Origin of the sequence: Parenemella sanctibonifatiensis (genome assembly GCF_002250565.1) — a bacterium.
Taxonomy (GTDB): domain Bacteria; phylum Actinomycetota; class Actinomycetes; order Propionibacteriales; family Propionibacteriaceae; genus Parenemella; species Parenemella sanctibonifatiensis.
This window is the reverse complement of sequence record NZ_NMVJ01000001.1, coordinates 766,877-788,711: the sequence shown is the minus strand read 5'-3', so window position 1 is coordinate 788,711 and position 21,835 is coordinate 766,877. Positions and strand designations below refer to the sequence as shown.

21 protein-coding genes are annotated in these 21,835 nt (G+C 67.9%); 17 read left to right on the top strand and 4 right to left on the bottom strand.

The window, feature by feature from the left end:
* Positions 1-4: 4 nt before the first annotated feature.
* From CGZ91_RS03750 to CGZ91_RS03730, 5 genes are read left to right on the top strand one after another with little or no spacing between them, the layout of a single operon-like run.
* Entirely contained in the window at positions 5-889 is an 885-nt protein-coding gene (locus CGZ91_RS03750) for a DUF58 domain-containing protein (RefSeq protein WP_094452623.1), read from the top strand.
* On the top strand, positions 876-1,361 hold the full coding sequence (locus tag CGZ91_RS03745; protein ID WP_094452621.1) for a hypothetical protein: 486 nt from the start codon (positions 876-878) through the stop codon (positions 1,359-1,361). The genes CGZ91_RS03750 and CGZ91_RS03745 overlap by 14 nt, the downstream gene beginning before the upstream one ends.
* Positions 1,352-2,341, top strand: a complete 990-nt coding sequence (locus CGZ91_RS03740) for a VWA domain-containing protein (RefSeq protein ID WP_094452619.1) — start codon at positions 1,352-1,354, stop codon at positions 2,339-2,341. Before CGZ91_RS03745 ends, CGZ91_RS03740 begins: the two co-directional genes overlap by 10 nt.
* A complete protein-coding gene (locus CGZ91_RS03735; RefSeq protein ID WP_094452617.1) occupies positions 2,338-3,273 on the top strand; it encodes a vWA domain-containing protein in 936 nt (311 codons plus the stop codon). The genes CGZ91_RS03740 and CGZ91_RS03735 overlap by 4 nt, the downstream gene beginning before the upstream one ends.
* On the top strand, positions 3,270-4,013 hold the full coding sequence (locus tag CGZ91_RS03730) for a hypothetical protein (RefSeq protein WP_094452615.1): 744 nt from the start codon (positions 3,270-3,272) through the stop codon (positions 4,011-4,013). The genes CGZ91_RS03735 and CGZ91_RS03730 overlap by 4 nt, the downstream gene beginning before the upstream one ends.
* Here the strand turns inward: CGZ91_RS03730 and tilS are convergent.
* Complete coding sequence (gene tilS, locus CGZ91_RS03725; RefSeq protein WP_094452613.1) at positions 3,986-4,999, bottom strand: tRNA lysidine(34) synthetase TilS; 1,014 nt, start codon at positions 4,997-4,999, stop codon at positions 3,986-3,988. The genes CGZ91_RS03730 and tilS overlap by 28 nt on opposite strands.
* 34 nt (positions 5,000-5,033) lie before the next feature.
* Between tilS and hpt the strand changes: the two genes are divergently transcribed.
* From hpt to CGZ91_RS03670, 11 genes are all read left to right on the top strand, one after another.
* A complete protein-coding gene (gene hpt / locus CGZ91_RS03720) occupies positions 5,034-5,585 on the top strand; it encodes a hypoxanthine phosphoribosyltransferase (RefSeq protein ID WP_094451700.1) in 552 nt (183 codons plus the stop codon).
* Between the two features lie 93 nt (positions 5,586-5,678).
* On the top strand, positions 5,679-7,763 hold the full coding sequence (gene ftsH / locus CGZ91_RS03715; RefSeq protein ID WP_094452611.1) for an ATP-dependent zinc metalloprotease FtsH: 2,085 nt from the start codon (positions 5,679-5,681) through the stop codon (positions 7,761-7,763).
* A gap of 7 nt (positions 7,764-7,770) precedes the next feature.
* The gene (gene folE / locus CGZ91_RS03710; RefSeq protein ID WP_229116402.1) at positions 7,771-8,358 is read left to right on the top strand and encodes a GTP cyclohydrolase I FolE; all 588 of its coding nucleotides are present in this window, start codon (positions 7,771-7,773) and stop codon (positions 8,356-8,358) included.
* The gene (gene folP / locus CGZ91_RS03705; RefSeq protein WP_229116401.1) at positions 8,355-9,293 is read left to right on the top strand and encodes a dihydropteroate synthase; all 939 of its coding nucleotides are present in this window, start codon (positions 8,355-8,357) and stop codon (positions 9,291-9,293) included. The genes folE and folP overlap by 4 nt, the downstream gene beginning before the upstream one ends.
* Positions 9,286-9,693, top strand: coding sequence for a dihydroneopterin aldolase (gene folB, locus CGZ91_RS03700; RefSeq protein ID WP_229116400.1), 408 nt, complete (start codon positions 9,286-9,288; stop codon positions 9,691-9,693). Before folP ends, folB begins: the two co-directional genes overlap by 8 nt.
* Positions 9,690-10,280, top strand: a complete 591-nt coding sequence (folK, locus tag CGZ91_RS03695) for a 2-amino-4-hydroxy-6-hydroxymethyldihydropteridine diphosphokinase (protein WP_094452604.1) — start codon at positions 9,690-9,692, stop codon at positions 10,278-10,280. The genes folB and folK overlap by 4 nt, the downstream gene beginning before the upstream one ends.
* Positions 10,281-10,784: a DUF3180 family protein gene (locus CGZ91_RS03690; protein ID WP_094452602.1), complete on the top strand. Its 504-nt coding sequence runs from the start codon at positions 10,281-10,283 to the stop codon at positions 10,782-10,784. It abuts the gene before it with no gap.
* Between the two features lie 156 nt (positions 10,785-10,940).
* Positions 10,941-11,591, top strand: coding sequence for a hypothetical protein (locus CGZ91_RS03685; RefSeq protein WP_144276768.1), 651 nt, complete (start codon positions 10,941-10,943; stop codon positions 11,589-11,591).
* Between the two features lie 205 nt (positions 11,592-11,796).
* Positions 11,797-12,132: a histone-like nucleoid-structuring protein Lsr2 gene (locus CGZ91_RS03680; protein ID WP_094452598.1), complete on the top strand. Its 336-nt coding sequence runs from the start codon at positions 11,797-11,799 to the stop codon at positions 12,130-12,132.
* Between the two features lie 187 nt (positions 12,133-12,319).
* Complete coding sequence (locus tag CGZ91_RS03675; protein WP_094451707.1) at positions 12,320-14,839, top strand: ATP-dependent Clp protease ATP-binding subunit; 2,520 nt, start codon at positions 12,320-12,322, stop codon at positions 14,837-14,839.
* A 116-nt stretch (positions 14,840-14,955) separates the two neighbouring features.
* Positions 14,956-15,921: a hypothetical protein gene (locus CGZ91_RS03670; protein WP_144276767.1), complete on the top strand. Its 966-nt coding sequence runs from the start codon at positions 14,956-14,958 to the stop codon at positions 15,919-15,921.
* 16 nt (positions 15,922-15,937) lie between these two features.
* On the opposite strand, the gene CGZ91_RS03665 is transcribed toward CGZ91_RS03670, so the two are convergent.
* Together CGZ91_RS03665 and CGZ91_RS03660 are read right to left on the bottom strand one after the other, a co-directional pair.
* The gene (locus CGZ91_RS03665; RefSeq protein ID WP_179229195.1) at positions 15,938-17,227 is read right to left on the bottom strand and encodes an extracellular solute-binding protein; all 1,290 of its coding nucleotides are present in this window, start codon (positions 17,225-17,227) and stop codon (positions 15,938-15,940) included.
* A gap of 37 nt (positions 17,228-17,264) precedes the next feature.
* Positions 17,265-18,125 carry an HhH-GPD family protein gene (locus CGZ91_RS03660; RefSeq protein WP_094452592.1) on the bottom strand — a complete coding sequence of 287 codons (861 nt, stop codon included), beginning with the start codon at positions 18,123-18,125 and terminating at the stop codon, positions 17,265-17,267.
* An 87-nt stretch (positions 18,126-18,212) separates the two neighbouring features.
* Between CGZ91_RS03660 and CGZ91_RS03655 the strand changes: the two genes are divergently transcribed.
* Positions 18,213-19,064, top strand: coding sequence for a hypothetical protein (locus tag CGZ91_RS03655; RefSeq protein WP_144276766.1), 852 nt, complete (start codon positions 18,213-18,215; stop codon positions 19,062-19,064).
* An 833-nt stretch (positions 19,065-19,897) separates the two neighbouring features.
* Here CGZ91_RS03655 and CGZ91_RS03650 read toward each other — a convergent pair.
* Complete coding sequence (locus CGZ91_RS03650) at positions 19,898-21,535, bottom strand: DUF222 domain-containing protein (protein ID WP_179229194.1); 1,638 nt, start codon at positions 21,533-21,535, stop codon at positions 19,898-19,900.
* Between the last annotated feature and the right edge of the window lie 300 nt (positions 21,536-21,835).

The window sequence follows — 21,835 nt, the reverse complement described above, 5'->3', positions numbered from 1 at the left end:
CGCCGTGGCACTGCTGACCAAGGTCAAGACCAAGCTGGCCCTGCACGCGCACCGCAAGGTACGCGGTCTGCTGGAGGGCCAGTACGCCTCCGTGCACACGGGGCGCAGCATGGACTTCTTCGACCTGCGTGAGTATGTCCGCGGTGACGACATCAAGGACCTGGACTGGAAGGCCTCAGCCCGCCACGGCGAACTGTTGGTCAAGAGGTTCGTGGCCGACCGCAAGCACACCGTGATGGTGGTGGTGGCCACTGGCGCCCCGATGGCGGCGATGGCCGATCCGACGACCAGCAAGCGCGACCTCGCGATCCTGGTGACCGGGATCGTGGGCTACCTCGCCACCCGGCACGGTGACCGGGTCGGTCTGTTGATCGCCGACCAGGCGGGCGACGGCGCCGCCCGGCCCGCGAGCACCGAGATTGCCCTGGAACGGATGCTGGTGCAGATCCAGGACCGCTGCCAGACCGACTCGGCGGCGTACGACCTGGACGCCTGCCTGACTCAGGCCGTGAAGTCGCTGCGCCGCAGCTCAATCATGCTGATCGTGGCCGACGACCAGCCGCTCACCGAGCAGCAGTTGCTGCAGTTGCGGCGGCTTCGGGCCCAGCACGAGGTGCTCTTCGTCACGATCGGCGACGTGGACCCGACCGATCCCCGGCTCGCCGGCAAGGAACTGGTCGAGGTCGGTTCCCGGCGGCGGTTGCTGCCGGGGCTGGGCGGGGACCAGCGGCTCCGCGAGGAGATCGCCGAGCAGACCGAGGAACGGCACCGCACCCGGCGCCGGGAGTTGGACCGGCTCGGCATCGCCTCGGCGCACCTGCAGTCCGAGGACGAAGTGATCGGGGCGACCTTCACGCTGTTGGAGAGGCATCGCCGTGGTACCGCCTGAGCTCTACCCGCCGGTGCCCTACGCCGCCGGCTGGCTGGTGTCGGGCATCATCGCGGTGATCCTGATCGTCGGCCTGGTCGGTGGCACCTGGTGGTACACCCGACCCCGGCCGTTGCCGCCGCCCCCACCACCGCCGCCGCCTCCTCACATCGACATCCAGGCGCTCGGTCAGCGCACCGCGGACGAGATCGAGCAGATCCGACAGGCGAGCCACCAGGGTGCGATCAGCAGCCGCGAGGCACACCAGCAGATCAGTCGGCTGGTCCGTGGCTTCGTCACGACCGCCTCCCGGATTCCGGTGTCCCACATGACCCTGAGTGACCTGCGCGACCACGTCAACGCCCATGCCGGGCTGCCCGGCCTGGCCGACTTCGTCGCGAACATCTATCCGCCCAACTTCGCCCCGGATGAGGCCGGCCCCGTCGATCCGGCTGCCCAGGCCGCTCAGCAGTTGGTGATGACATGGCGTTGAGTTTCTGGTGGCTGGCGATCCCGCTGGCGTTGGCGATTGCCGGCGCCGGCATCTGGTGGTGGCGGCGTACGCCCGAGGCCCCCGCAGCGCCACGGGAGGGCATGGCTGCGGCCAACCTGGAGCGGGTCCGGTCGCTGCCCCGCTACCGGCACCGCGTGCAAGGGGCGATGCGCTGGTCGCTGATCCAGCTGGTGTGCCTGGTCGTGGCGGCGAGCGGTGCGTTGCTGCTGACCGGCCGGCTGTCGGCGGTGAGCAGCGAGAGCCCCGAACTGCGCAACCGCGATGTGCTGTTGTGTCTGGACGTGTCCGATTCGATGGACGAGGTCCTGATTCCGATGCTCGAGTCCTACGTCGAGCTGGCCCAGCAGCTCGAGGGGGAACGGATCGGGTTGATGATCTGGTCCAGCACCTCGCTGTTGAAGTTTCCGCTGACCACCGACACTGCCTTCATCGTGGAGGAACTGAACCGCGGCAAGACCGCCATCGAGGACTTCGACGTCACCTGGACCACCGGCACCCTGGAGGGCACCGGCGAGGGGTCGCTGGTCGGCGACGGACTGATGTCCTGCCTGGATCACTTCGGCCCGGTCACCGATCCGCCGCGGTCCCGTTCGGTGGTGTTCGCCACCGACAATGAGACCGGTGACACCTCGATCTTCTCACTGCCCGAAGCCACCGATGTCGCTGTCGAACGCGGCGTCACGATCTACGGCCTGGCGCCCGAGGTGAGGTATGGCAAGGAGGGTGAATACTCCGAGCTGCACGAGCAGGCACAGCGCACCGGCGGCAACGCCTGGGCGGTCGACGACGGCACCTCGGTGACCGAGATCGTCGATGCCATCGAACAGACTGAGGCGAGCAAACTCGAGGGGCCCGAGCAGATTCTCACCACTGACCTGCCGTGGATCGGCTTCGTGCTGGTGTCGGTCGGCGTGATCGGCGCCACCGTGGCCCAGTGGCAACGCGGGAGGCAGGCATGAGTCTGCATCCGGACTGGATCATGGTCGTCATCGCGCTGCTGGCAGCGGGCGCGGTCGGCTTCGTCCACCGAAACCAGCTCCGTACGCCGACTGCCTGGCGTCGCCTCGGCGTGGTGCTGTGCCTGCTGCTGGTTGCGCTGCGGCCCACCGCTGGCACCACCTCCAACCAGGCGGCGGTGCAGGAGGTCGACCTGTTGCTGATGATCGACCGGACCTCCAGCATGGCTGCAATCGACCACGACGGCGGCCAGAACCGGCTGGCCGGCGTTCAGGCCGACGCGAGTCAGCTGATCGAGCAGTACCCGGGCATCAACATCGGGGTGCTGGTCTTCGACGACAGTGCACGACTGGAGATGCCCTTCACCAACGACACGGTCGCGGTGCAACACCACCTGGAGATCATGGGCGTACGCGATCCCTTCTATGGCAAGGGATCGAGCATCTCGGTCGGCGTCGAGGCGGCCAAGGAGGCCCTGACGGCCGCCAAGGAACGCAACCCGGAACGAGCCCGGATGGTGATCGTCATGTCCGATGGGGAGCAGACCGTCGACACCCCGCCGGAGTCCTTCGAACCGCTGGCCGAGCTGGTGGACCAGGCCTACGTCTTCGGCTACGGCACCGAACAGGGCGCCACGATGATCTATGAGGACAAGACGATCAAGGACAACAAGGCTCAGGACGGCATCTCCAAGCTCGACCCGGCCAATCTGCAGGCGATGGCCGACCAGCTCGGTGGTGAGTACCAGTTGCGTACCGGTGCTGGTGAGGTCGACGTCCAACTGCCCGAGGCCACCACCGTCGACAGCGACCAGCAGGTCGAGACTGGCTTCCCGCTCTACTGGTTGCCGGCGCTGGCGATGGTCGCGCTGGTGGTCTGGGACGGTGCCGTGGAGATGCGGCGCCATCAGCGACTGCGACAGGAGTTGATGTGAGCACCGACCCCAGCAAGCCGAATCGGCCCACCCGGCTCACGCCGGAACTGCGCAGCCGCCAGCAGCGCCGCCGGGTGCTGCCCTTCGTCATCCCGATCGTGGTGCTGTTGGCGATCTTCGCTTTCAAAACCATCGGCATGTCGGTCACCAACCAGCAGGGCCGCGAGGCGTACGAACAGCAGGACCACGGCTCGGCTTCACGCAAGTTTGAACAGCTCGAACAGGGCAACGTCTTCCAGCCCTGGATTGCGCACTTCAACCATGGCACCGCGTTGGCGAAGCAGAGCCAGTGGGAACCGGCCGCAGAGTCGCTGGGCCAGGCGCTGGAGCAGGCGCCCAAGGAGCAGGCCTGTCTGGTGGCGAACAACCTCGCCTGGACCTGGGAACTGCACGGCGACGAACTGGCCGGCCAGTTGGACGAGACGGGGTCGCGGCAGCGCTGGCAGCAGGCACTGGATCTGCTCCAGCAGCACCGGTGTGAGGTGCCGGAGCAGGAAACCGACCGCACCGACACCATCGCCCGGCTGGAGGAGAAGCTGAGTCAGGCCACCCCGGAGCCAAGCTCGGATTCCACGCCCAGCGGTACGCCGACGCAGTCGCCGACCTCCAATGATGGTGACAAGGGCGACAAGGAACGTCAGCTGGAGGAGAAGAACCGCCAGGGCGAACAGCGCCAGGCCGAACGCCGCGACTGGGACAGCCGGGAGACCGGTCAGCCTCGGGTCGAGCGGCCTTGGTGATCGATGGGCGCGTGATCGGTGGGCTGGTGATCGGTGGGCTGGTGACGGACCAGCCGGCCGGCGCGGCGGCTGACCTGTAGCCCCGGCAACTGCAGCGGCCCCTGACCGTGCCAGTCGTGCACCAGGCCGACCACGGCCAGCAGGTGCCCGGACGTGACCTCACCGCCTGCCTCCCGCAACCAGTCCCGCAGCGAGCGGTGCAGCAGCGGCGCGGGCAGGTCGGCCAACTCGGCACAGCGGGGTTCGGCTGGCAGCGTGGGAGTCTGCTGGTCGAGCCAGTCGCTGTCGACGCGCAGCTGGTCGGCGGTCCGTGCCAGCGCCTCGGGGATGCCGGGTCCCAACTCGGCCGCCAGCGTGGGCAGCACCCGATCCCGGACGCGCACCCGGGCATAGCGGGGGTCGGCATTGTGCGGGTCATCCCAGACCGGCAAACCCCATTCCTCGGCTGCCTGACGGGTCACCGCCCGCCGTAGTCCCAGCAGCGGCCGCCCCAGGCGTACGCCGTCGTGGTCGCGCTGCTGCGGCATCCCGGCCAGCGACCGGGCGCCGGATCCGCGCGCCAACCCCAACAGGACCGATTCGGCCTGGTCGTCCAGGGTGTGCCCGAGCAGGACGCCGACGCCGAGGTGCCGGGCCGCCGCGGCGAGCGCCGCCAGGCGTACGCCGCGAGCCGCCGCCTCCGGACCGGAGCCGTCGCTGATGACGGTGACGGTGAGGACCCGGGGATCGAGCTGGGCGCGGAACTTCTGGGTGAGCGCGGCGGCGGCACGGCGGACCACCTCACCGGAGCCTGGCTGCAGCTGGTGGTCCACCAGCCAGACCGGGCAGCGCACCTGCCGGCGGCGGGCCACCCACGCCAGGCCAGCGGCCAACGCCATCGAGTCGGGACCACCGGAACAGGCCACCCCCCAGTCGCCGTGGCCGGTGAACGTGTCGACGGCCCGGGCGACCTGCTCGGCGGCCGGGCCCAACTCCCGCTTGGCCATGGCGGCAACCTACCCCAGCGGCTAGGGTGAGGCCGTGCGCGCAACCGACATTGGTCAGGACTTCGAGCAGGTGCTCTACACCTCCCAGCAGGTGCAGGAACGACTCACGGAGGTGGCAGCCCAGATCGACGCGGACTATCGCGGCGAGGACCTGCTGCTGGTGGGTGTCCTCAACGGAGCGGTGATGGTCATGGCTGACCTGTCGCGACTGATGAAGTCTCACTGTGAGATGGACTGGATGGCCATCTCCTCCTACGGTTCGGGCACCCAGTCCTCGGGTGTGGTGCGCATCCTCAAGGACCTCACCAATGACATCCACGGCCGCAACGTGCTGGTGGTCGAGGACATCATCGACACCGGCCTGACGCTGTCCTACCTGGTCTCCAACCTGCGCTCCCGGGAGCCGAAGAGCCTGGAGATCATGACCATGTTCCGCAAGCCCGAGGCGATCCAGAACGATGTCGAGGTCAAGTACATCGGCTTCGACATCCCCGATGAGTTCGTGGTCGGTTACGGCTTGGACTACGCCCAGCGCTATCGCAACCTGGCCGACGTCGCCACGCTGAAGCCCGAGATCTATCGCTGAGCCAGGCCCGTTCGGCCGGTCTGCAGCGAGGATGTGGCCGCGCTTCGGGCGTCCACTAAGGTTGGGGCGTTACTCCCTTGATCTAGGTAGGCCATGAACTTCTCTCGCATCGCGCGAAGCCCCTTCCTGTGGATCCTGCTCGGTCTGGTCATGATTGGCCTGCTGATCGACTTCCTCGGAAACGCTGACGGCTTCACCGAAGAGCCCACGTCCCGCGTGATCCAGGTCATCGAGGGGGATGAGCCGCTCAAGGAAGTTGTCCTGATCGACAACGAGCAGGCGATCCAGGTCACGATGAAGGACGAGGCCGAGACCAAGATGAAGGCGGTCTGGGTCGGTGACCAGGCCCAGCAGATCATTCCCCGGCTCAACGAACGGGTCGCTGAGGGCTCGCTCGACAGCTGGCAGGGCCTCAACCCGACCCCGGGCTTCCTCACCACGCTGCTGAGCACGCTGATCCCGTTCCTGCTGATCGGCATGATCATCCTGTTCATCTTCAACTCCGCCCAGGGTGGCGGTTCGCGGGTGATGCAGTTCGGCAAGTCCAAGGCGAAGGCTGCCTCCAAGGACACCCCGAAAAACACCTTCGGTGACGTGGCCGGATGCGAGGAGGCCATCGAGGAGTTGCAGGAGATCAAGGAGTTCCTGGCAGAGCCGGCGAAGTTCCAAGCTGTCGGTGCCAAGATCCCCAAGGGCGTCCTGCTCTATGGCCCGCCCGGCACCGGCAAGACGTTGTTGGCCCGGGCAGTGGCCGGCGAGGCCGGCGTACCGTTCTATTCGATCTCCGGCTCCGACTTCGTGGAGATGTTCGTCGGCGTCGGCGCCTCCCGGGTCCGGGACCTCTTCGAACAGGCCAAGGAGAACGCGCCCGCGATCGTCTTCATCGACGAGATCGACGCCGTCGGCCGGCACCGTGGCGCCGGCATGGGCGGTGGCCACGACGAACGTGAGCAGACCCTCAACCAGTTGCTCGTCGAGATGGACGGCTTCGATGTTCGCGGTGGCGTCATTCTGATCGCGGCGACCAACCGCCCCGACGTGCTCGACCCTGCGCTGCTGCGTCCGGGCCGATTCGACCGCCAGATCGCCGTCGAGGCCCCCGACCTGGCCGGCCGCCTGCAGATCCTGAACGTGCACGCCAACGGCAAGCCCCTCGCCGCCGATGTCGATCTGGCGTCGGTGGCGCGTCGTACGCCCGGCTTCACCGGTGCCGACCTGGCGAATGTTCTCAACGAGGCCGCGCTGCTGACCGCCCGGTCGGGATCCCAGCAGATCACCGCCCGGGACCTGGACGAGGCGATCGACCGCGTCATCGCCGGACCGCAGAAGCACAGCCGGATCATGGACGAGCGGGAACGCCTCATCACGGCCTACCACGAGGGTGGCCACGCGCTGGTGGCGGCGGCGATGCCGGCCACCGACCCGGTGCAGAAGATCACGATCCTGCCGCGCGGTCGCGCGCTGGGCTACACGATGGTGATGCCCGATGAGGACAAGTACTCCAACACCCGCGGCGAGTTGCTGGACCAGTTGGCGTACATGCTGGGCGGCCGGGCCGCTGAGGAACTCATCTTCCACGATCCCACGACCGGCGCCAGCAATGACCTCGAGAAGGCAACCAAGGTGGCGCGCTCGATGGTCACTGAGTACGGCATGACTGAACGCCTCGGCGCGATCCGGTTCGGCGCCGGCGATCAGGAGCCGTTCCTGGGCCGCGAGATGGGTGGTGGCGGCAACCGGACCTACTCCGAGGAGGTTGCCGGGATCATTGACGAGGAAGTCGCCCGACTGATCCACCAGGCCCATCAGGAGGCCTACCAGGTGCTGCAGGACAACCGGGACGTGCTGGACGAGTTGGTGCGCCAGCTGTTCCAGCACGAAACCCTCAACAAGCATCAGGTCGAGCAGATCTTCGCTGCCCTCAAGCGGCACCCGAAGCGGCCGGCCTGGACCGGCTCGCCGGACCGGGAACCGTCGATGATTCCGCCGGTGACGCCGCCTCCGGTGCCCGAGGACCAGCAGGCCGGCGGTGGCGGCGGCGCGCTGCCGCCCGGCGGTGTCCAGGGCCCCACCGACGTTCCGCCGGGCCCGCTGGGTGGCGCCGGTGGTTCCGGTCCGCAAGGTCCCCATGGTCCGCAGGGTCCGCTCGGCCCGCAGGGCCCCGCCACCAACGAATGAGTCGGCGGTGAACGAGTCAGGTTTCGACGAGGATCGGGTCCGTCGCGGCGTACGCGAGATCCTGGTCGGGATCGGTGAGGATCCCGACCGGGACGGACTGCGGGACACTCCGGCGCGGGTGGCCCGGGCGTACGGCGAGCTTTTCGCCGGCCTGCGCCAGGAACCCGCCGAGGTGCTCGAGACCACCTTCGAGTTGGACCACAACGAACTGGTGCTGGTGACCGACATCGAGGTCGCCTCGATGTGCGAACACCACCTGTTGCCCTTCACCGGGGTGGCGCACGTCGGCTACATCCCTGGCGACCAGGGCCGGGTCACGGGACTCAGCAAGCTGGCCCGACTGGTGGAGGTGTACGCCCGCCGTCCCCAGATCCAGGAACGCCTCACCACCCAGGTCGCCGATGCGCTGGTGGACAGCCTGAAACCGGGGGGTGTGATCGTGGTGGTCGACTGCGAGCACCTGTGCATGTCGATGCGTGGCGTCCACAAGCCCGGCGCCCGCACCGTCACCAGCGCGGTCCGCGGGATGCTGCGCCGGCCCGCCACCCGGGCCGAGGCGATGTCACTGATCCAGCACGGGGCCGGCGGTCGATGAGCGGCGGACGCCGTCCCGCACCGGTCGCCCTGTTGGCGTCCGGCCCCACCCGTGTGATGGGCATCCTCAACCTCACCGAGGATTCCTTCTCCGACGGCGGCACCCACCTGGCACCCGAGACCGCGCTTCGGCATGCCCGCCGGATGGTTGCCGAGGGCGCCACCATCGTCGACGTCGGCGCCGAGTCGACCCGGCCGGGTGCCCAGCGGGTGCCGGCCGATGTCGAACGGTCACGCGTGGTGCCGATCGTGACCGCCTTGGCAGCTGCGGGAGTGGCGGTGTCGGTGGACACCATGCGGGCCGAGGTGGCCCACGCCAGCGCCGAGGCCGGCGCGGCCTTCATCAACGACGTGTCGGGCGGCCTGGCTGACCCGGAGATGCTCCCGGTCGTGGCCGCCAGCGGCATCGGCTACATCACCATGCACTGGCGGGGCCACTCCGAACGGATGCAGGAACAGGCCGTGTACGCCGACGTGGTCGCCGAGGTGTGCCAGGAGCTCGAGGCCCGGGTGGAGGCGGCGCTCGCGGCTGGCATCCGACCGGACCTGTTGGCGGTGGATCCCGGCCTGGGTTTCTCGAAGACTACTGAGCACAACTGGACGTTGCTGGCTGCGCTGGACCGGCTGTCCCAGCTGGCCGGTCGGCGGTGGCCCCTGCTGGTGGGCGCCTCCCGCAAGGGCTTCCTGGGGACGCTGCTGGCTTCCGATGGGCAACCGCGACCGCCCCTGGAACGGGACGTGGCGACCGCAGCGATCACCGCCCTGGTCGCCCAGCACCGAGTCTGGGCGGTGCGTACCCATGAGGTCGTCGGCCAGTGCGACGCCGTCCGTGTTGCCGAAGCGTTACGTGATCGTCAGCGGCCCCTTGCCTCGGTGGGATATGGTGCGGACCCGACCAGAAGTGGGCACAGTGAGCGAGGTGAGGGCCGTGACTGACGTCCTGCCCGGGCCCTGGGGTGGGGACCGAATCGAGATCCACGGCATTCAGGCCAGTGGCAAGCACGGCCTGTTGCCGCACGAGCGTTTCCATGCGCAGCCCTTCGTGGTCGACCTGATCTGCTGGCTCGACCTGGCACCCGCCGGCGCCAGCGACGAATTGTCTGATTCTGTCGACTACAGCGCTCTGGCGCAGCTGGTCCGGGACCGCATCGTCGGCGAGCCGGTCAATCTGGTGGAACGGCTGGCGCACGAGATTGCCGAGGAATGTCTGCAGCAGCCGCTCATCACGAGCGTGCAGGTCAGTGTCCACAAGCCCCACGCCCCCGTGGGGCTGCTGGTGGACGACATCGTGGTGACGGTGCGCCGTGACCGCCTCACCGAGAAGGAAGCCAAGTGAGCGAAACCCTGAATCCATTCGCCATCGATGCCGACACCCTGAGCGGGATGAAGCCGCTGCGGCCCGTCGTCCTGAGCCTGGGATCAAATCTGGGCGATCGGCTCGCCAACCTGCAGGGGGCATTGATGGCGCTGCGCGAGACCCCTGACCTGTTCATCGTGGACGTCTCCTCGGTCTGGGAGACCAAGCCGTGGAGCTCGCCGGAGCAGGCCGAGGGTGAGGGGCGTGACGTCTCCCAGGACCCCGCCTTCCTCAACGTGGTGGTGCTGGCCGAGACCAACCAGGAACCGCTGACGATGTTGGACCGCACCATGGCGATCGAGGATGCTTTCGGGCGCACCCGCGGTGAGGCGAATGCGCCCCGTACGCTCGACGTCGACCTGATCGTGATGGGCAAGGTCGAGATGGATCAGCCGGCACTGCAACTGCCGCATCCCCACGCCCACGAGCGCGCCTTCGTGTTGGCTCCGTGGGTTGAGATTGAGCCCAAGGCGGACCTGCCAGGGCATGGCCCGATCCAGGACCTGCTGGCGAAGGTGGACAGCAGCACGGTGAAGCGCCGGGAGGATTTGGCGCTGGAGGACTGAGTGCGCGACTCCCAGCTCCCGCCTGAGCCCGCCGAGGACCCACCCGAGTCCGAGGGCGGCAACCTGGGCTTGCTCACCCCGCTGCACTTCGTGGCCGCCGCCGCGCTGGGGGCGGTGCTCGCCTGGCTGGTGGTGGTGACCAGCCGGTCCTTCGCCTTCCAGGCGCCGATGGTGCCGTGGCCCGTGCCGGTGGCGCTGGCGATCTTCGCCGGGATCCTGGGGTGGCAGGCGCAGCGGATGAAGGCCGAACGGAAACAGTGGTTGGCCGAGGATGCACCCCGTTTCCTGGCCCGCTTGGTGGCCGGGCGAGCCGGCGGGGTTGCCGGCGCCCTGTTGGGCGGCCATTACCTGGCGTACGCATTGTTGTGGCTGACCCAATGGGAGGCTGCGGCACCCCGGGAACGGGTAGTGATGGCGGGCATCACCACCGTTGCCTGCCTTGCTGTGATGGTGGCCGGGCGAGTGCTCGAACGTGCCTGTCGCAGGCCCGCTGACCCAACCTGAATTCCTTCGGGAAATCTCATCAAGAGTGGCATGGCGGTGTAGGAAGTCTGACGCCCGCCAGCTAGACTCCGCAATGTGAACACGGCATCTTCTTCACCAGTCCCAGGCCCTTCTTCGAGTGCCGCCCGCCGCAGTCGTGCGCAACAACCCCACCGGATGCGAGTGATCTCGCTGGTGGTGCTTGCTTCGGGCGCCCTTCTTGCCACCGGAGCCGCTTTCGGCGGTCCGTGGATCATTCGTGCTGGCATCGCCGTCGCGGTGCTCGCCGGTCTCGGCGCCGTGCTGATCGCGTGGCGTGAGGTCGAAGCTCGCGTCACCGCCCAGCGTGAGGCCTCGCGGGTCGAGCTGCGGGAGACCACCGGCCGACTCACCGGCAAGCTGCAGGAGGACCGCCAGGTCAACCGTGAGGTCCTTGACGTGCTGTCGGGCCGTAACCAAGCCTCTCAGGAGCGGGTCGCGGAACTGCGGCGCACCATCGCCGAGCTTCAGGCTGCGCTGTCCACCGAGCGCGGCAATCAGGCCACTCTGAAGCAGCACAATGCCGACCTGGCCACCCAGAACGCCGAGCTGCGCGCCGCCCTCGAGGCCGTCCAGGCCGAGCTGGCCGCGCTGCTCGCCAGTGACGACGCCGAGGTGCTGGCGCTGCCGCGGCGGGCCCAGGTGGATCCCACCGCCGTGTCCGAATGGGATGCGCTGCCCGATCCCCGCGCGGTGTGGAATGAGAGCAGCTTCCCGACCGTCGTCGACCTGCAGAAGCTCGCCCCCGGCATCCTTGATGAGCCCATGCAGGAGCGCCAGCAAGCCTGAACCTGCCCAGCTGTTCACACCACAGACCCGCAAGCGCAGTGCTTGCGGGTTTTGTGTTCTCCACTCCAGGCAGCACAGAAATCCCGGTTTATCTTGCCGGGGCGGATCCAATCTGGATACGCTTGGCCGCGTTCGCCGCATTTGATCCGAAATGGATCGATATCACCCCCGATATTCAGCTGCGGCACAGAGGAAGGTTGTCCCGATGGCTCAGCGCATGCACATCATTCTCGAAGACGACATCGATGGCTCGAAGGCGTCGCACACCATTCAATTCTCCGTCGACGGCACCGCGTACGAGATTGACCTCAATGACAGCAATGAGGTCAAGTTCCGTGAGGCGATGGCGCAGTGGATCGGTCACGCCCGTAAGCTGCCCGCCGGCGCTGCCCCCACCACCAAGCGCAGCAAGCGGTCCCGCCAGACCATCGGTACCCCCGACACCGTGGTCCGGGCTTGGGCGCAGTCCAACGGAATCGAGGTCAGCGAACGGGGCCGGGTCTCGCGCGAGGTGCGCGAGCGGTACGAAGCCGCTCACTGACCGGCTTTCCGTTCGCTGCCAGCGAACCTCGTTCGCTGGCGGGAATTGTTGTCGGTGCGGCACGGTTGAATCAGCACGTGGTCCAGTCAGGGCTGGGAGGTTCGAGGTGTGGAGGCAGTCACTAGACTGGTCATCCAGTCCACCCGGACTGTTGTCGAGGGGCGCAGCCGCGCCGTAGGGAGTTCGGATGTTTGAGCGGTTCACTGACCGTGCTCGCCGAGTCGTCGTACTGGCTCAGGACGAGGCACGGATGCTCAACCACAACTACATCGGCACCGAGCACATTCTGCTCGGACTGATTCATGAGGGTGAAGGCGTTGCCGCCAAAGCCCTCGATTCGCTGGGCGTGACGCTGGAGGACGCCCGCGAACAGGTCGTCGAGATGATCGGTCACGGTCAGCAGGCGCCGACCGGTCACATTCCTTTCACCCCGCGCGCCAAGCGGGTGCTGGAGTTGAGCCTGCGCGAGGCCATCCAGATCAATCACTCCTACATCGGCACCGAGCACATCCTGCTGGGTCTGATCCGGGAGGGCGAAGGCATCGCCACCCAGGTGCTCATCAAGCTGGGCGCCGACCTGGCCCGAGTGCGCAGCACCGTGCTGCAGATGCTCAACGGCTACCAGGGCAAGGAAGCCGCCACCGCCGGTGCGCCCGAGCAGGGGGCGCCGTCCTCCTCCTCGGTGCTGGACCAGTTCGGTCGCAACCTGACCCAGGCCGCCAAGGACAATGCGCTGGACCCCGTCATCGGTCGTGAGAAGGAGATCGAGCGGGTCATGACGGTGCTGTCGCGCCGCACCAAGAACAACCCGGTGCTGATCGGTGAGCCCGGCGTGGGCAAGACCGCCGTCGTCGAGGGTCTCAGTCAGGCCGTGGTGCGCGGCGATGTCCCCGAGACGCTGCGGGACAAGCAGATCTACACCCTCGACCTGGGCGCGTTGGTAGCCGGTTCGCGTTACCGCGGTGACTTCGAGGAGCGCCTGAAGAAGGTCCTCAAGGAGATCAAGTCGCGCGGCGACATCATCCTGTTCATCGACGAGATCCACACCCTCGTCGGTGCGGGTGCCGCCGAGGGCGCAATCGATGCCGCCAGCATCCTCAAGCCGATGCTGGCCCGCGGCGAGTTGCAGACCATCGGTGCGACCACCCTGGACGAGTACCGCAAGCACATCGAGAAGGATGCGGCTCTGGAGCGGCGGTTCCAGCCGATCCAGGTCGCCGAGCCCTCGATCGCGCACACCATCGACATCCTGCGCGGGCTGCGGGATCGGTACGAGGCGCACCACCGCGTCACCATCACCGACGAGGCGCTGACCGCTGCGGCGACGATGGCTGACCGCTACGTGCAGGACCGGTTCCTGCCCGACAAGGCGATCGACCTGATCGACGAGGCTGGCGCTCGCCTGCGGATCAAGCGGATGACCGCCCCGCCGGACCTGCGCGAGTTCGACGAGAAGATCGCCCAGGTGCGTCTGGAGAAGGAAGCTGCCATCGACGGGCAGGACTACGAGCGTGCTGCTCGCCTGCGCGACGACGAGAAGAAGCTGCTCAACCAACGTTCCGAGAAGGAAGAGGCCTGGAAGGTCGGCGACACCGACACCGTGGCCGAGGTGGACGACGAGCTGATCGCCGAGGTGCTCTCCAGCGCCACCGGCATTCCGGTGTTCCGCATCACCGAGGAGGAGTCCTCGCGTCTGCTGAACATGGAGCAGGAGATCGGCAAGCGTTACATCGGTCAGGACGAGGCCGTGAAGGCGTTGGCCCGGTCCATCCGGCGTACCCGCGCTGGCCTGAAGGACCCGAAGCGCCCCAGCGGTTCGTTCATCTTCGCCGGCCCCTCGGGCGTCGGCAAGACCGAGCTGACCAAGGCGCTGACCGAGTTCCTGTTCGGTGACGAGGACGCCCTCATCACGCTGGACATGTCGGAGTACTCCGAGAAGCACACCGCCTCGCGGATGTTCGGGTCCCCGCCCGGATACGTCGGCTACGAGGAGGGTGGCCAGCTCACGGAAAAGGTGCGCCGCAAGCCCTTCAGCGTGGTCCTGTTCGACGAGATCGAGAAGGCACACCCCGACATCTTCAACTCGTTGCTGCAGATCCTCGACGAGGGTCGCCTCACCGATGCGCAGGGTCGAGTCGTGGACTTCAAGAACACCGTCATCGTCATGACGACCAACTTGGGCACCCGCGACATCGCCAAGACCGTCAACCTGGGCTTCTCGGCCGCCAACGACACCGAGGGCAGCTACGAGCGGATGAAGGGCAAGGTGGCGGAGGAACTCAAGCAGAACTTCCGTCCCGAGTTCCTCAACCGGATCGACGAGATCATCGTCTTCCGTCAGCTCACCCAGGAGGACATCGAGCGGATCGTCGACCTGATGGTCGCCGAGATCGAGGTGCGCCTCAAGGACCGCGACATGGGTATCGAACTCACCCAGCCGGCCAAGGAACTGGTCGCCAAGCGCGGCTTCGATCCGGTGCTGGGAGCCCGGCCGCTGCGCCGCGCCCTGCAGCGGGACATCGAGGACGTGCTGGCCGAGAAGATCCTGTTCGGCGAGCTCGGTGCCGGTCAGATCGTCCGGGTCGACGTCAACGAAGGCGACAAGGAACAGCCCTTCACCTTCGAGGGCACGGCCAAGTCGGATCTGCCCGACAGCCCCTCGGAGTTGGAACTGGCCACTGACGAGGGTGGCGCCACCGGCGAGTGATCCCTCGCTGAGTGGCCCCCGCTCAACCAATGCCTGACCTGCTGCGCCCGCACCGCCCTGTGTTCACTGGGAGAGGTGCGGGCGCAGCTGTGTGCTGCCCGGCTATCGTGGCGGACATGGCTGAGGGGGAGGCGCGGTTGCCGTCGCTGCGCGCGATCGCCGACCAGCTGTACGCACTGGACCCCCGCGACTTCACCAGCCAACGTGATGCCTGGGTGAAACGGGCCAAGGCCGTCAAGGACCGCGACCTCGCCCAGCGGATCAGCAAACTGCGGCGGCCCACGGTCGCGGCCGGCCATCTCAACCGGGCGGTACGAGCACAGCTGCCGTTGCTGATGCAGTTCCTGGAGCTGGCTGAGCCGATGCGGGCCGCCCACCAGACCTTGTCGGTGGCGGAGTTGGCGGGTTTCAGCGCGCAGCGCAAGCAGCTCGAGGCCCAGGCCGTACGCGAGGTGGCCGACCTGGTGCGGGAGCAGGGCGCCTCGCCGAGCCAGGCCACGCTCGACGAGATCCACGCAACGTTGGGCGCAGCATTGGCCGATCCTGACGCCGAGGCGGCGCTGCGATCGGGGACGCTGGCGCGCAGCCTCAGCTATGCCGGGTTTGGCCGGGTCGACCTCGAGAATGCGCTGGCCGCCGATCCCGAACTCTTGCCGGTGGAGCCGGCGGATCGTACGCCCGAACCGTCGGACCGCCCGAAACTGCGGGTCGCCGGACCCGAGGACCAGGAAGCCGCCGCGGATCGAGCTGCGAGGGAGCGGGCCGAAGCACAGGCCAAGGAAGAACGGGCGAAGGAACAGGCCCGGCTGGAGGCTGAACGACGGCAGGCGATGCGGGACCGAGCCGAACGGATGCTGGCCGGGCTGGTGCGCTCCCGGGACCGAGCCCAGACGGCCCACGAACGGGTCGCGGAGCGTGCCGAACGTGCCCGGGCCCGGCGCGATGACCTGACGGAGCGGCTGCGCGCCGCCGAGGACGAGTTGGTCGCCGTCGAACAGGAGTTGGCCGAGGCAGCCGGGGACCTGTCTCAGGTGGAGGCGGATGTGGCCGATCAGCAGGCGCTGATCGCGGACCTCGACTGACCGGACCGCGGCGTACTCAGAGGTTCGGCTGGACCTGCTCGTCGAAGATCATCTGGAGAGCGGCGTCGAGGTCGGCGGCGATCGTAGGGATGTCGCCGGTCAGGCTGGCCGCGAAGGCTGCGCTGATGTGGGCGTCGGCGCCGGGCAGCCGGGTCCGGAAGAAATCCTGCTGGCGGGCGTTGGGCAGCATCAGATCCATCATGTGCCGCATCGGTGCCAGCGGTTCGACGATGTCGTTCACCGAGGTGGCCATCCGGACCGGGATCGCGCCCGTCCAGCGCGCCACCGGCACCGAGATGGTGGTCTCGATGGTGTGGCGCAGGAACATCGCGGCCGTCAACTGATGGCTGCGGTCCCGTTCGGAGCTGATGGCCAGCCCGCTGCCGCCGACCGTGGCAGTGACGCCGGAGAGCCGGGCGCCGGGGACGCCGCCGATGCCGATATTGGCGCCGGAGGCGACCACGCGGGGCAGGTCGGTGACGGTGCCCATGGCGATCGAGACCTCACCGTCCAGCAACGACTGGATCGGGTCGTCCGGGGTGGTGAGCCAGCCTTCGGCAGCCGCGGTCTGCGGATATCGCAGCGCTGCGATGGTCTGAGGGTCAGTGATCCGGCTCTGCCAGCCTTCGGACAGGGCCCCGTCGAGGGCCCAGAGTCGGGATTGCAGCAGCCAGGGCGCCAGCGGAGTGAGCAGCGGGTCGGCGTACACGCTGGGGACCTCGGGGGTGGCCTGCCGCAGCAGCGTGGCCCAGTCGGTGAGGTCGGACCACAGCGGCGGCGAGTTGTCGGGCAGCTGCGCCTTGGCCCAGTGGTCCCGGTTGAAGTACATCGCCGGGATCGACATGACGAAGGGAAGGCCCCAGATCTCGCCCTCGTGCATGAAGGCGTTGACCAGCGGCACCCGCAGGTCGCCAGACGGAGCGGCGGTGTAGGTGAGCAGTTCGTTGAGCGGCAGGATTGCGCGCCGCTGCATCAGGTCGAACCAGGCATTGCTGTTGATGGTGAACAGGTCGGGTCGCGCGGCCGGAGCGGTGGCCTCGTACTCACTCATCAGCGAGGGCTGGTCCTCGAAGCGACGGATGACGACACGCAGCTCGGGATTGGCGTTGGTGAACCGCATCGCCAAGGCCTCTTCGATGAGCTCCTCGCCGGTGGGTGTGCTGGTCCACCAGGTGACCTCGCGGGCCGGTGCGACGTTGTCGAAGCGGCGCCGGGTGGGCGTGGCGATGTCCTCGACCGGGGTGCAGCCGGCGGCCACCACGGACAACGCGGCGGCGCTCAGCAGGGCGCGACGGGACAGGGGCACCCGGCAAGGATAGTCATGTCGACCGGTTTCGGCCGAGTCACGGCAGCCGGTGTCCCACATCGGTGACGACGATCAGACCGTCGGCGACCAGTGATGCGAGGCAGCGTTCCCGCTGGGCGCCGTCCTGCCACGCCGCTGCGAGCTCGTCGGTGTACACCTCGCCGTCGTGGGATCGCAGCACGGCCATCAGCGCGCCGCGGCACTGCCGATCAGTGCCGACCCAGGCCTGTCCGCGGCGAGGTTGGTCCGGGGGTGGCTGGCCCGCCGCGAGCCAGGTGCAGGCCGAGGCGACCGGACAGCTGGTGCAGTCAGGCGTACGCGCGGTGCAGACCAGGGCGCCGAGCTCCATGGCGGCTGCCCACCACTGGTCGGGGCGATGGTCGGGTGCCCAGTCGGCAGCCTGGTCGCGTTCGGCTCGAGTGATGTGGGCTGGCGGCAGGGCGGTGGTCGAGCTGAGCCGGAGCAGCACCCGGCGGACGTTGGTGTCGAGGACCGGGGCGGTGCCGCCGAACGCGAAGGCGTGGATGGCGGCGGCGGTGTACGCGCCGACGCCAGGCAGCGCGAGGAGTTGGTCGTGGTCGTCGGGGACCTGACCATCGTGGCGGTCGGTGATGGCGGTCGCGGCCGCGTGCAGCCGGAGGGCTCGTCGGGGGTAGCCGAGGCGGCCCCAAGCTCGGATCGCGTCGCCGGTCGGCGCCGCGGCGAGGGCGGCGGGTTCGGGCCACCGGTCCACCCATGCCTGCCAGGGGCCGAGAACGCGGGCGACCGGGGTCTGTTGGAGCATGAATTCACTGACCATGATCTGCCAGGGGGTGGCTTCGGGCCGACGCCACGGCAGATCGCGGGCGTTGTCGGCGAACCATGATCGGATCGCGGTGACGGTGCTGCTGCGATCCATCGAACGTCCTTGTGAAAAATGCCCGTTGTTGTGGGGTTCTCGGCGTGGCAACCGGGTGTGACGGAAGCCGTTGATTATGGTCCACCCATGAGGAGCTTGCTGCATCCCGTCGGACCGGAAGGTCAGTCAGTCTACTGGCTGCGTCGCGGCGTCGTGCTTGCGGTGACGCTGGTCCTGGTGGTCGGCCTCGGTGTCGGCGTCACCCTGCTCAATGGTGGGTCGGGGCAAGCGCAGCCGCTGTCGGCCCCCACCACCGAACAGAGCCCGTCCTCGACCGAACCCAACGCCAGCGAGAACTCCGGTGAGGGCGATCTGCCGCCCGGCGACCCGCTGCCCGAGGAGACCCCCGGCGAGGCGCCGGAGTCGTCCGAGTCTCAGACGGATCAGGCTCCCGCCGAGCGGGGCGGTGGGTTCGAGAGCCCGGCGCCCGCGCCGGCCCCGGAGTCCGCACCTGCGCCCGAGGGCGAGCCGCACCCGGAGCAGGAGCCCGCGCCCGGCCCGGAGGGTGACCAGCCCGCACCGGCGCCGGCACCCGAGCCGGCCCCGGAGGGTCCGCACAAATGCGATCCCAAGGCCGTGACGTTGGTGCTGATGGGGGAGCGGCGTACGCCGATGGGCGCGCCGGCCCAGCTGCAGCTGTCGGCGATCAACAATGCCGAGCAGGCATGTGAGTTGACGCTGGACCAGTCCAACACTGAGCTGCTCATCACCTCGGGCAAGGACCGGATCTGGTCCAGCCGTGACTGCCAGGCATGGTTCCCGACCAAGCAGGCGATGCTCGAGCCGCAGCAGGCGGTGGACTGGACGATGGAGTGGACGGTTCAGCGGTCCCAGGGCTGCAAGCTCTCCGACTCGCTGAACCCGGGCACCTACGTGGCGACGATCTCCCTGGCCGATGGTGCGACCGAGCGCCTGGTCCTGGACGTGGTCCGCGGCTGAGTCAGCTCGCGCTGACCTGGTCTCGCGCCTCGTCCTGCAGTCGTCGGACTCGAGTCGGCTCGCCCGCTGATCTGGACTTGGTTCCCGCTGGGCCTTAGCTCCACCAGTTCATCGTTGCCTCCGGTGGGGTTGGGGGCGGCGTCCGCCCACCTACGCGGGCTCCGACTGCGTCGGGTACCGCTCCGGTACGCCCGCCACACCCCGACACCGCCCCCAACGCCCACCTTTGAGCCGTCGGACGGCACTGGGAAGTCGAAACCTCAACACGTTGGGGTTCGGGGGCCAGATTCGGCTTGGGGCGCGAAAGCTCAACAAGTTGAGGTTTCGTCCTCCGTACGCCCGGGGTCCCGGCCATCGTGCGACTCGCTTGGGCCGTGCCGCGGGCTCAACTACGTGGGGCTGTAGTTGTGCAGGTCCGCTGGCCCGAATCGCGTGCGTAAACCACGCGGGACCGTGGTTGCGCAGGTCCGCTGGGGGCGTACGCCGAGTGCCTGCAGGGCGGCGTGGTGGGTAGGCGACGGCTGTGAGGGATTTCGCCGCCATGACTGATGGCGACAGCGAGAGGATCAAGCAGCTCGAGCTCGAGTTGGCCCGCGTACGGGCCGCCCGAGTGGAAGACGTGCGGCGTCGCGAAGAGGAAGTCGCCGGTCTCACCAAGATCAACGAAGTGCTGGGAGGCCGTCGACCGGGTGCGCGACCAGTCCAGACAGCAAACCCACCGAATCCGTCACCAAGGTCGACCCCGGTCAGCCTGATGGCCCCCGGTGGGTGCCCGGGAGATCAGGCAGTGGTGGGCGAGCGGCGGATCGGCGGTGGGTCTACGGGGCCCTCGGTCAGGCTGCTGAGGCGACCGAGATGGATTCGTTCGGGTCGTGGATCAGCCAGGTGTGGCTGGGGGTCACGAGGTATTTCAGTCCGAGCGGTGATGTCCAGATGAAGACGCCTGGACTCGGTTGGCAGACCTGCCACCCGCCGTGGGTCTTTGCTCGGTGCGGCTTTCGGTCGAGTGGGCCGAGATTCTCGAGCCGGGTGAGGGGCGGGTCCGCGTTGGACCGAGCCCGGTCGTCTGGATCGGGATCGGGCACGCCCGTGAGTCGCGTCGGTGCGCCAGTCATTGGGGTGGCCGACTCGCGAAGTGAAGCAATCCCCGAGTCGCGGACCGTCAATTCCTGACCGCCGTCGCGCGCGGTCGTCGGTCGCGTCGGCGCCCAAGGGATGGTGTGGTCGATGTCGAGCTTGCGACTGTTGCGGGTGGAGAAGGGGAAGATTGAGGTCGGGTTTCGGAGCGTCACCCACTCCCGCATGGCTTCGGGGATTTCGTAGGCCTCGGTTGCCCAGGCTTGGTCGGGTGCCAACACGGGGCGGACGGTCACGTGGGAGTCGGCGAGCAGGTCTTTCAACCAGCTGGTGAGGACCGGGCCGACGCCTTCGACGCGGGCAACGCCGCCGTCCTTCAAGCTGGCATCGGTCACGTGGACGACCAGTTGGGCTTTCGGGAGCAGTTTGGTGGGGTCGACGGTGACCTGACCACACAGGTGGGTCGGCGAGCCCGCCATCGAGCAACCGGTCGCGTTGGTCTGCTCGACCGCACCGACGGTGGCGCTGTCGTGGAGGTGGCCCTCGTCCGGTGCGGACGCCAGGTCGGCATCGTCGAGCTGGTCGATCAGCGATTCCTGGAGCAGGTGCAGGGCCCGGGCCGGCGTCGCGAGGATCCCCAACGCGAGGGCCCTGCGGATCTCGCGCGGGTCCATGGTCGCTGGCACATCGCCTGTAGTGGTGTCGGCTTGGCGGTTGCGGAGTTGGCTCTGGCCGATGATCGTCGCGATCCGATTCAGTTGCGCGTCGAGGTGGATCGCGGTGGTCACGTCGACGCTGGCATGGATTTCACGGATGACGCCGTCGCCGCGGTGGTCGATCGATACATGCCGGCCGGCGAGCTGCGCCTCGTGCGCAGTCTGTGCGGTTTCGGGTGAGTGTTCGAGGACGATGGCTTCGATCAGGTTTTTGAGGGCTTGTTTGCCCATGGAGGTCCCGAACTCGGCGACCTGGGCGTCGATCTTGGTGCACAGCTCGACGGGCAGCTCGCGGGTTTCGCCGATGAGGCGGCGTACCTGCCACACCCGCAGCTTGCCTTCACCGAGCACTGTCCACGTCTTCGGGAACCGACCCCGCAACGCGAGTGAATCCGCGAGCAACAGGTGTGCTTCGTCACCCGAGATCCCCAGCGCCGCACCCAACTCGAGGACGCAGAACTCGCCGACCAACGGCGTCCCCTCACCGCCAGGACGGACCAAACGTTCGCCTACCGGGCCGGGGCCGTTCGGGTATTCGATGGCGTACCAGTCGGCGTCGTAGAGGTCGGCAAACTCGGCGACCTTCATGAACTCCCGCGCCTCCGCCTCCAACCTCTCCTGCCGAGCGGCACGGATCTCAGAGATCACCTCGAGCGCTGCGGTGTGGGGATCGGTCACGGGATTCACCTCCATCGGTGCGCCGAACTGATGTTCGACTGAATGCCCTTAGTCTACTTGCGAGGGCCGACAAACACTAGAGTATCGAGTCACAAATCGAACACTAATTCTGATGATTCATGGCGCGGTGGTTGAGCGAGCCCGCGCCAGTGAACGTCCAGGAGCTTCTGGATCGCCGAGGCCGATCTGCACAACTACAGCATCCAGTCGCTACGCAGGTGATTCGGCCCGTTTCACCTGCACAACTACAGCATCCAGTCGTTGCGCAGGTGATTCGGGCCGTTTGACCTGCACAGCTAC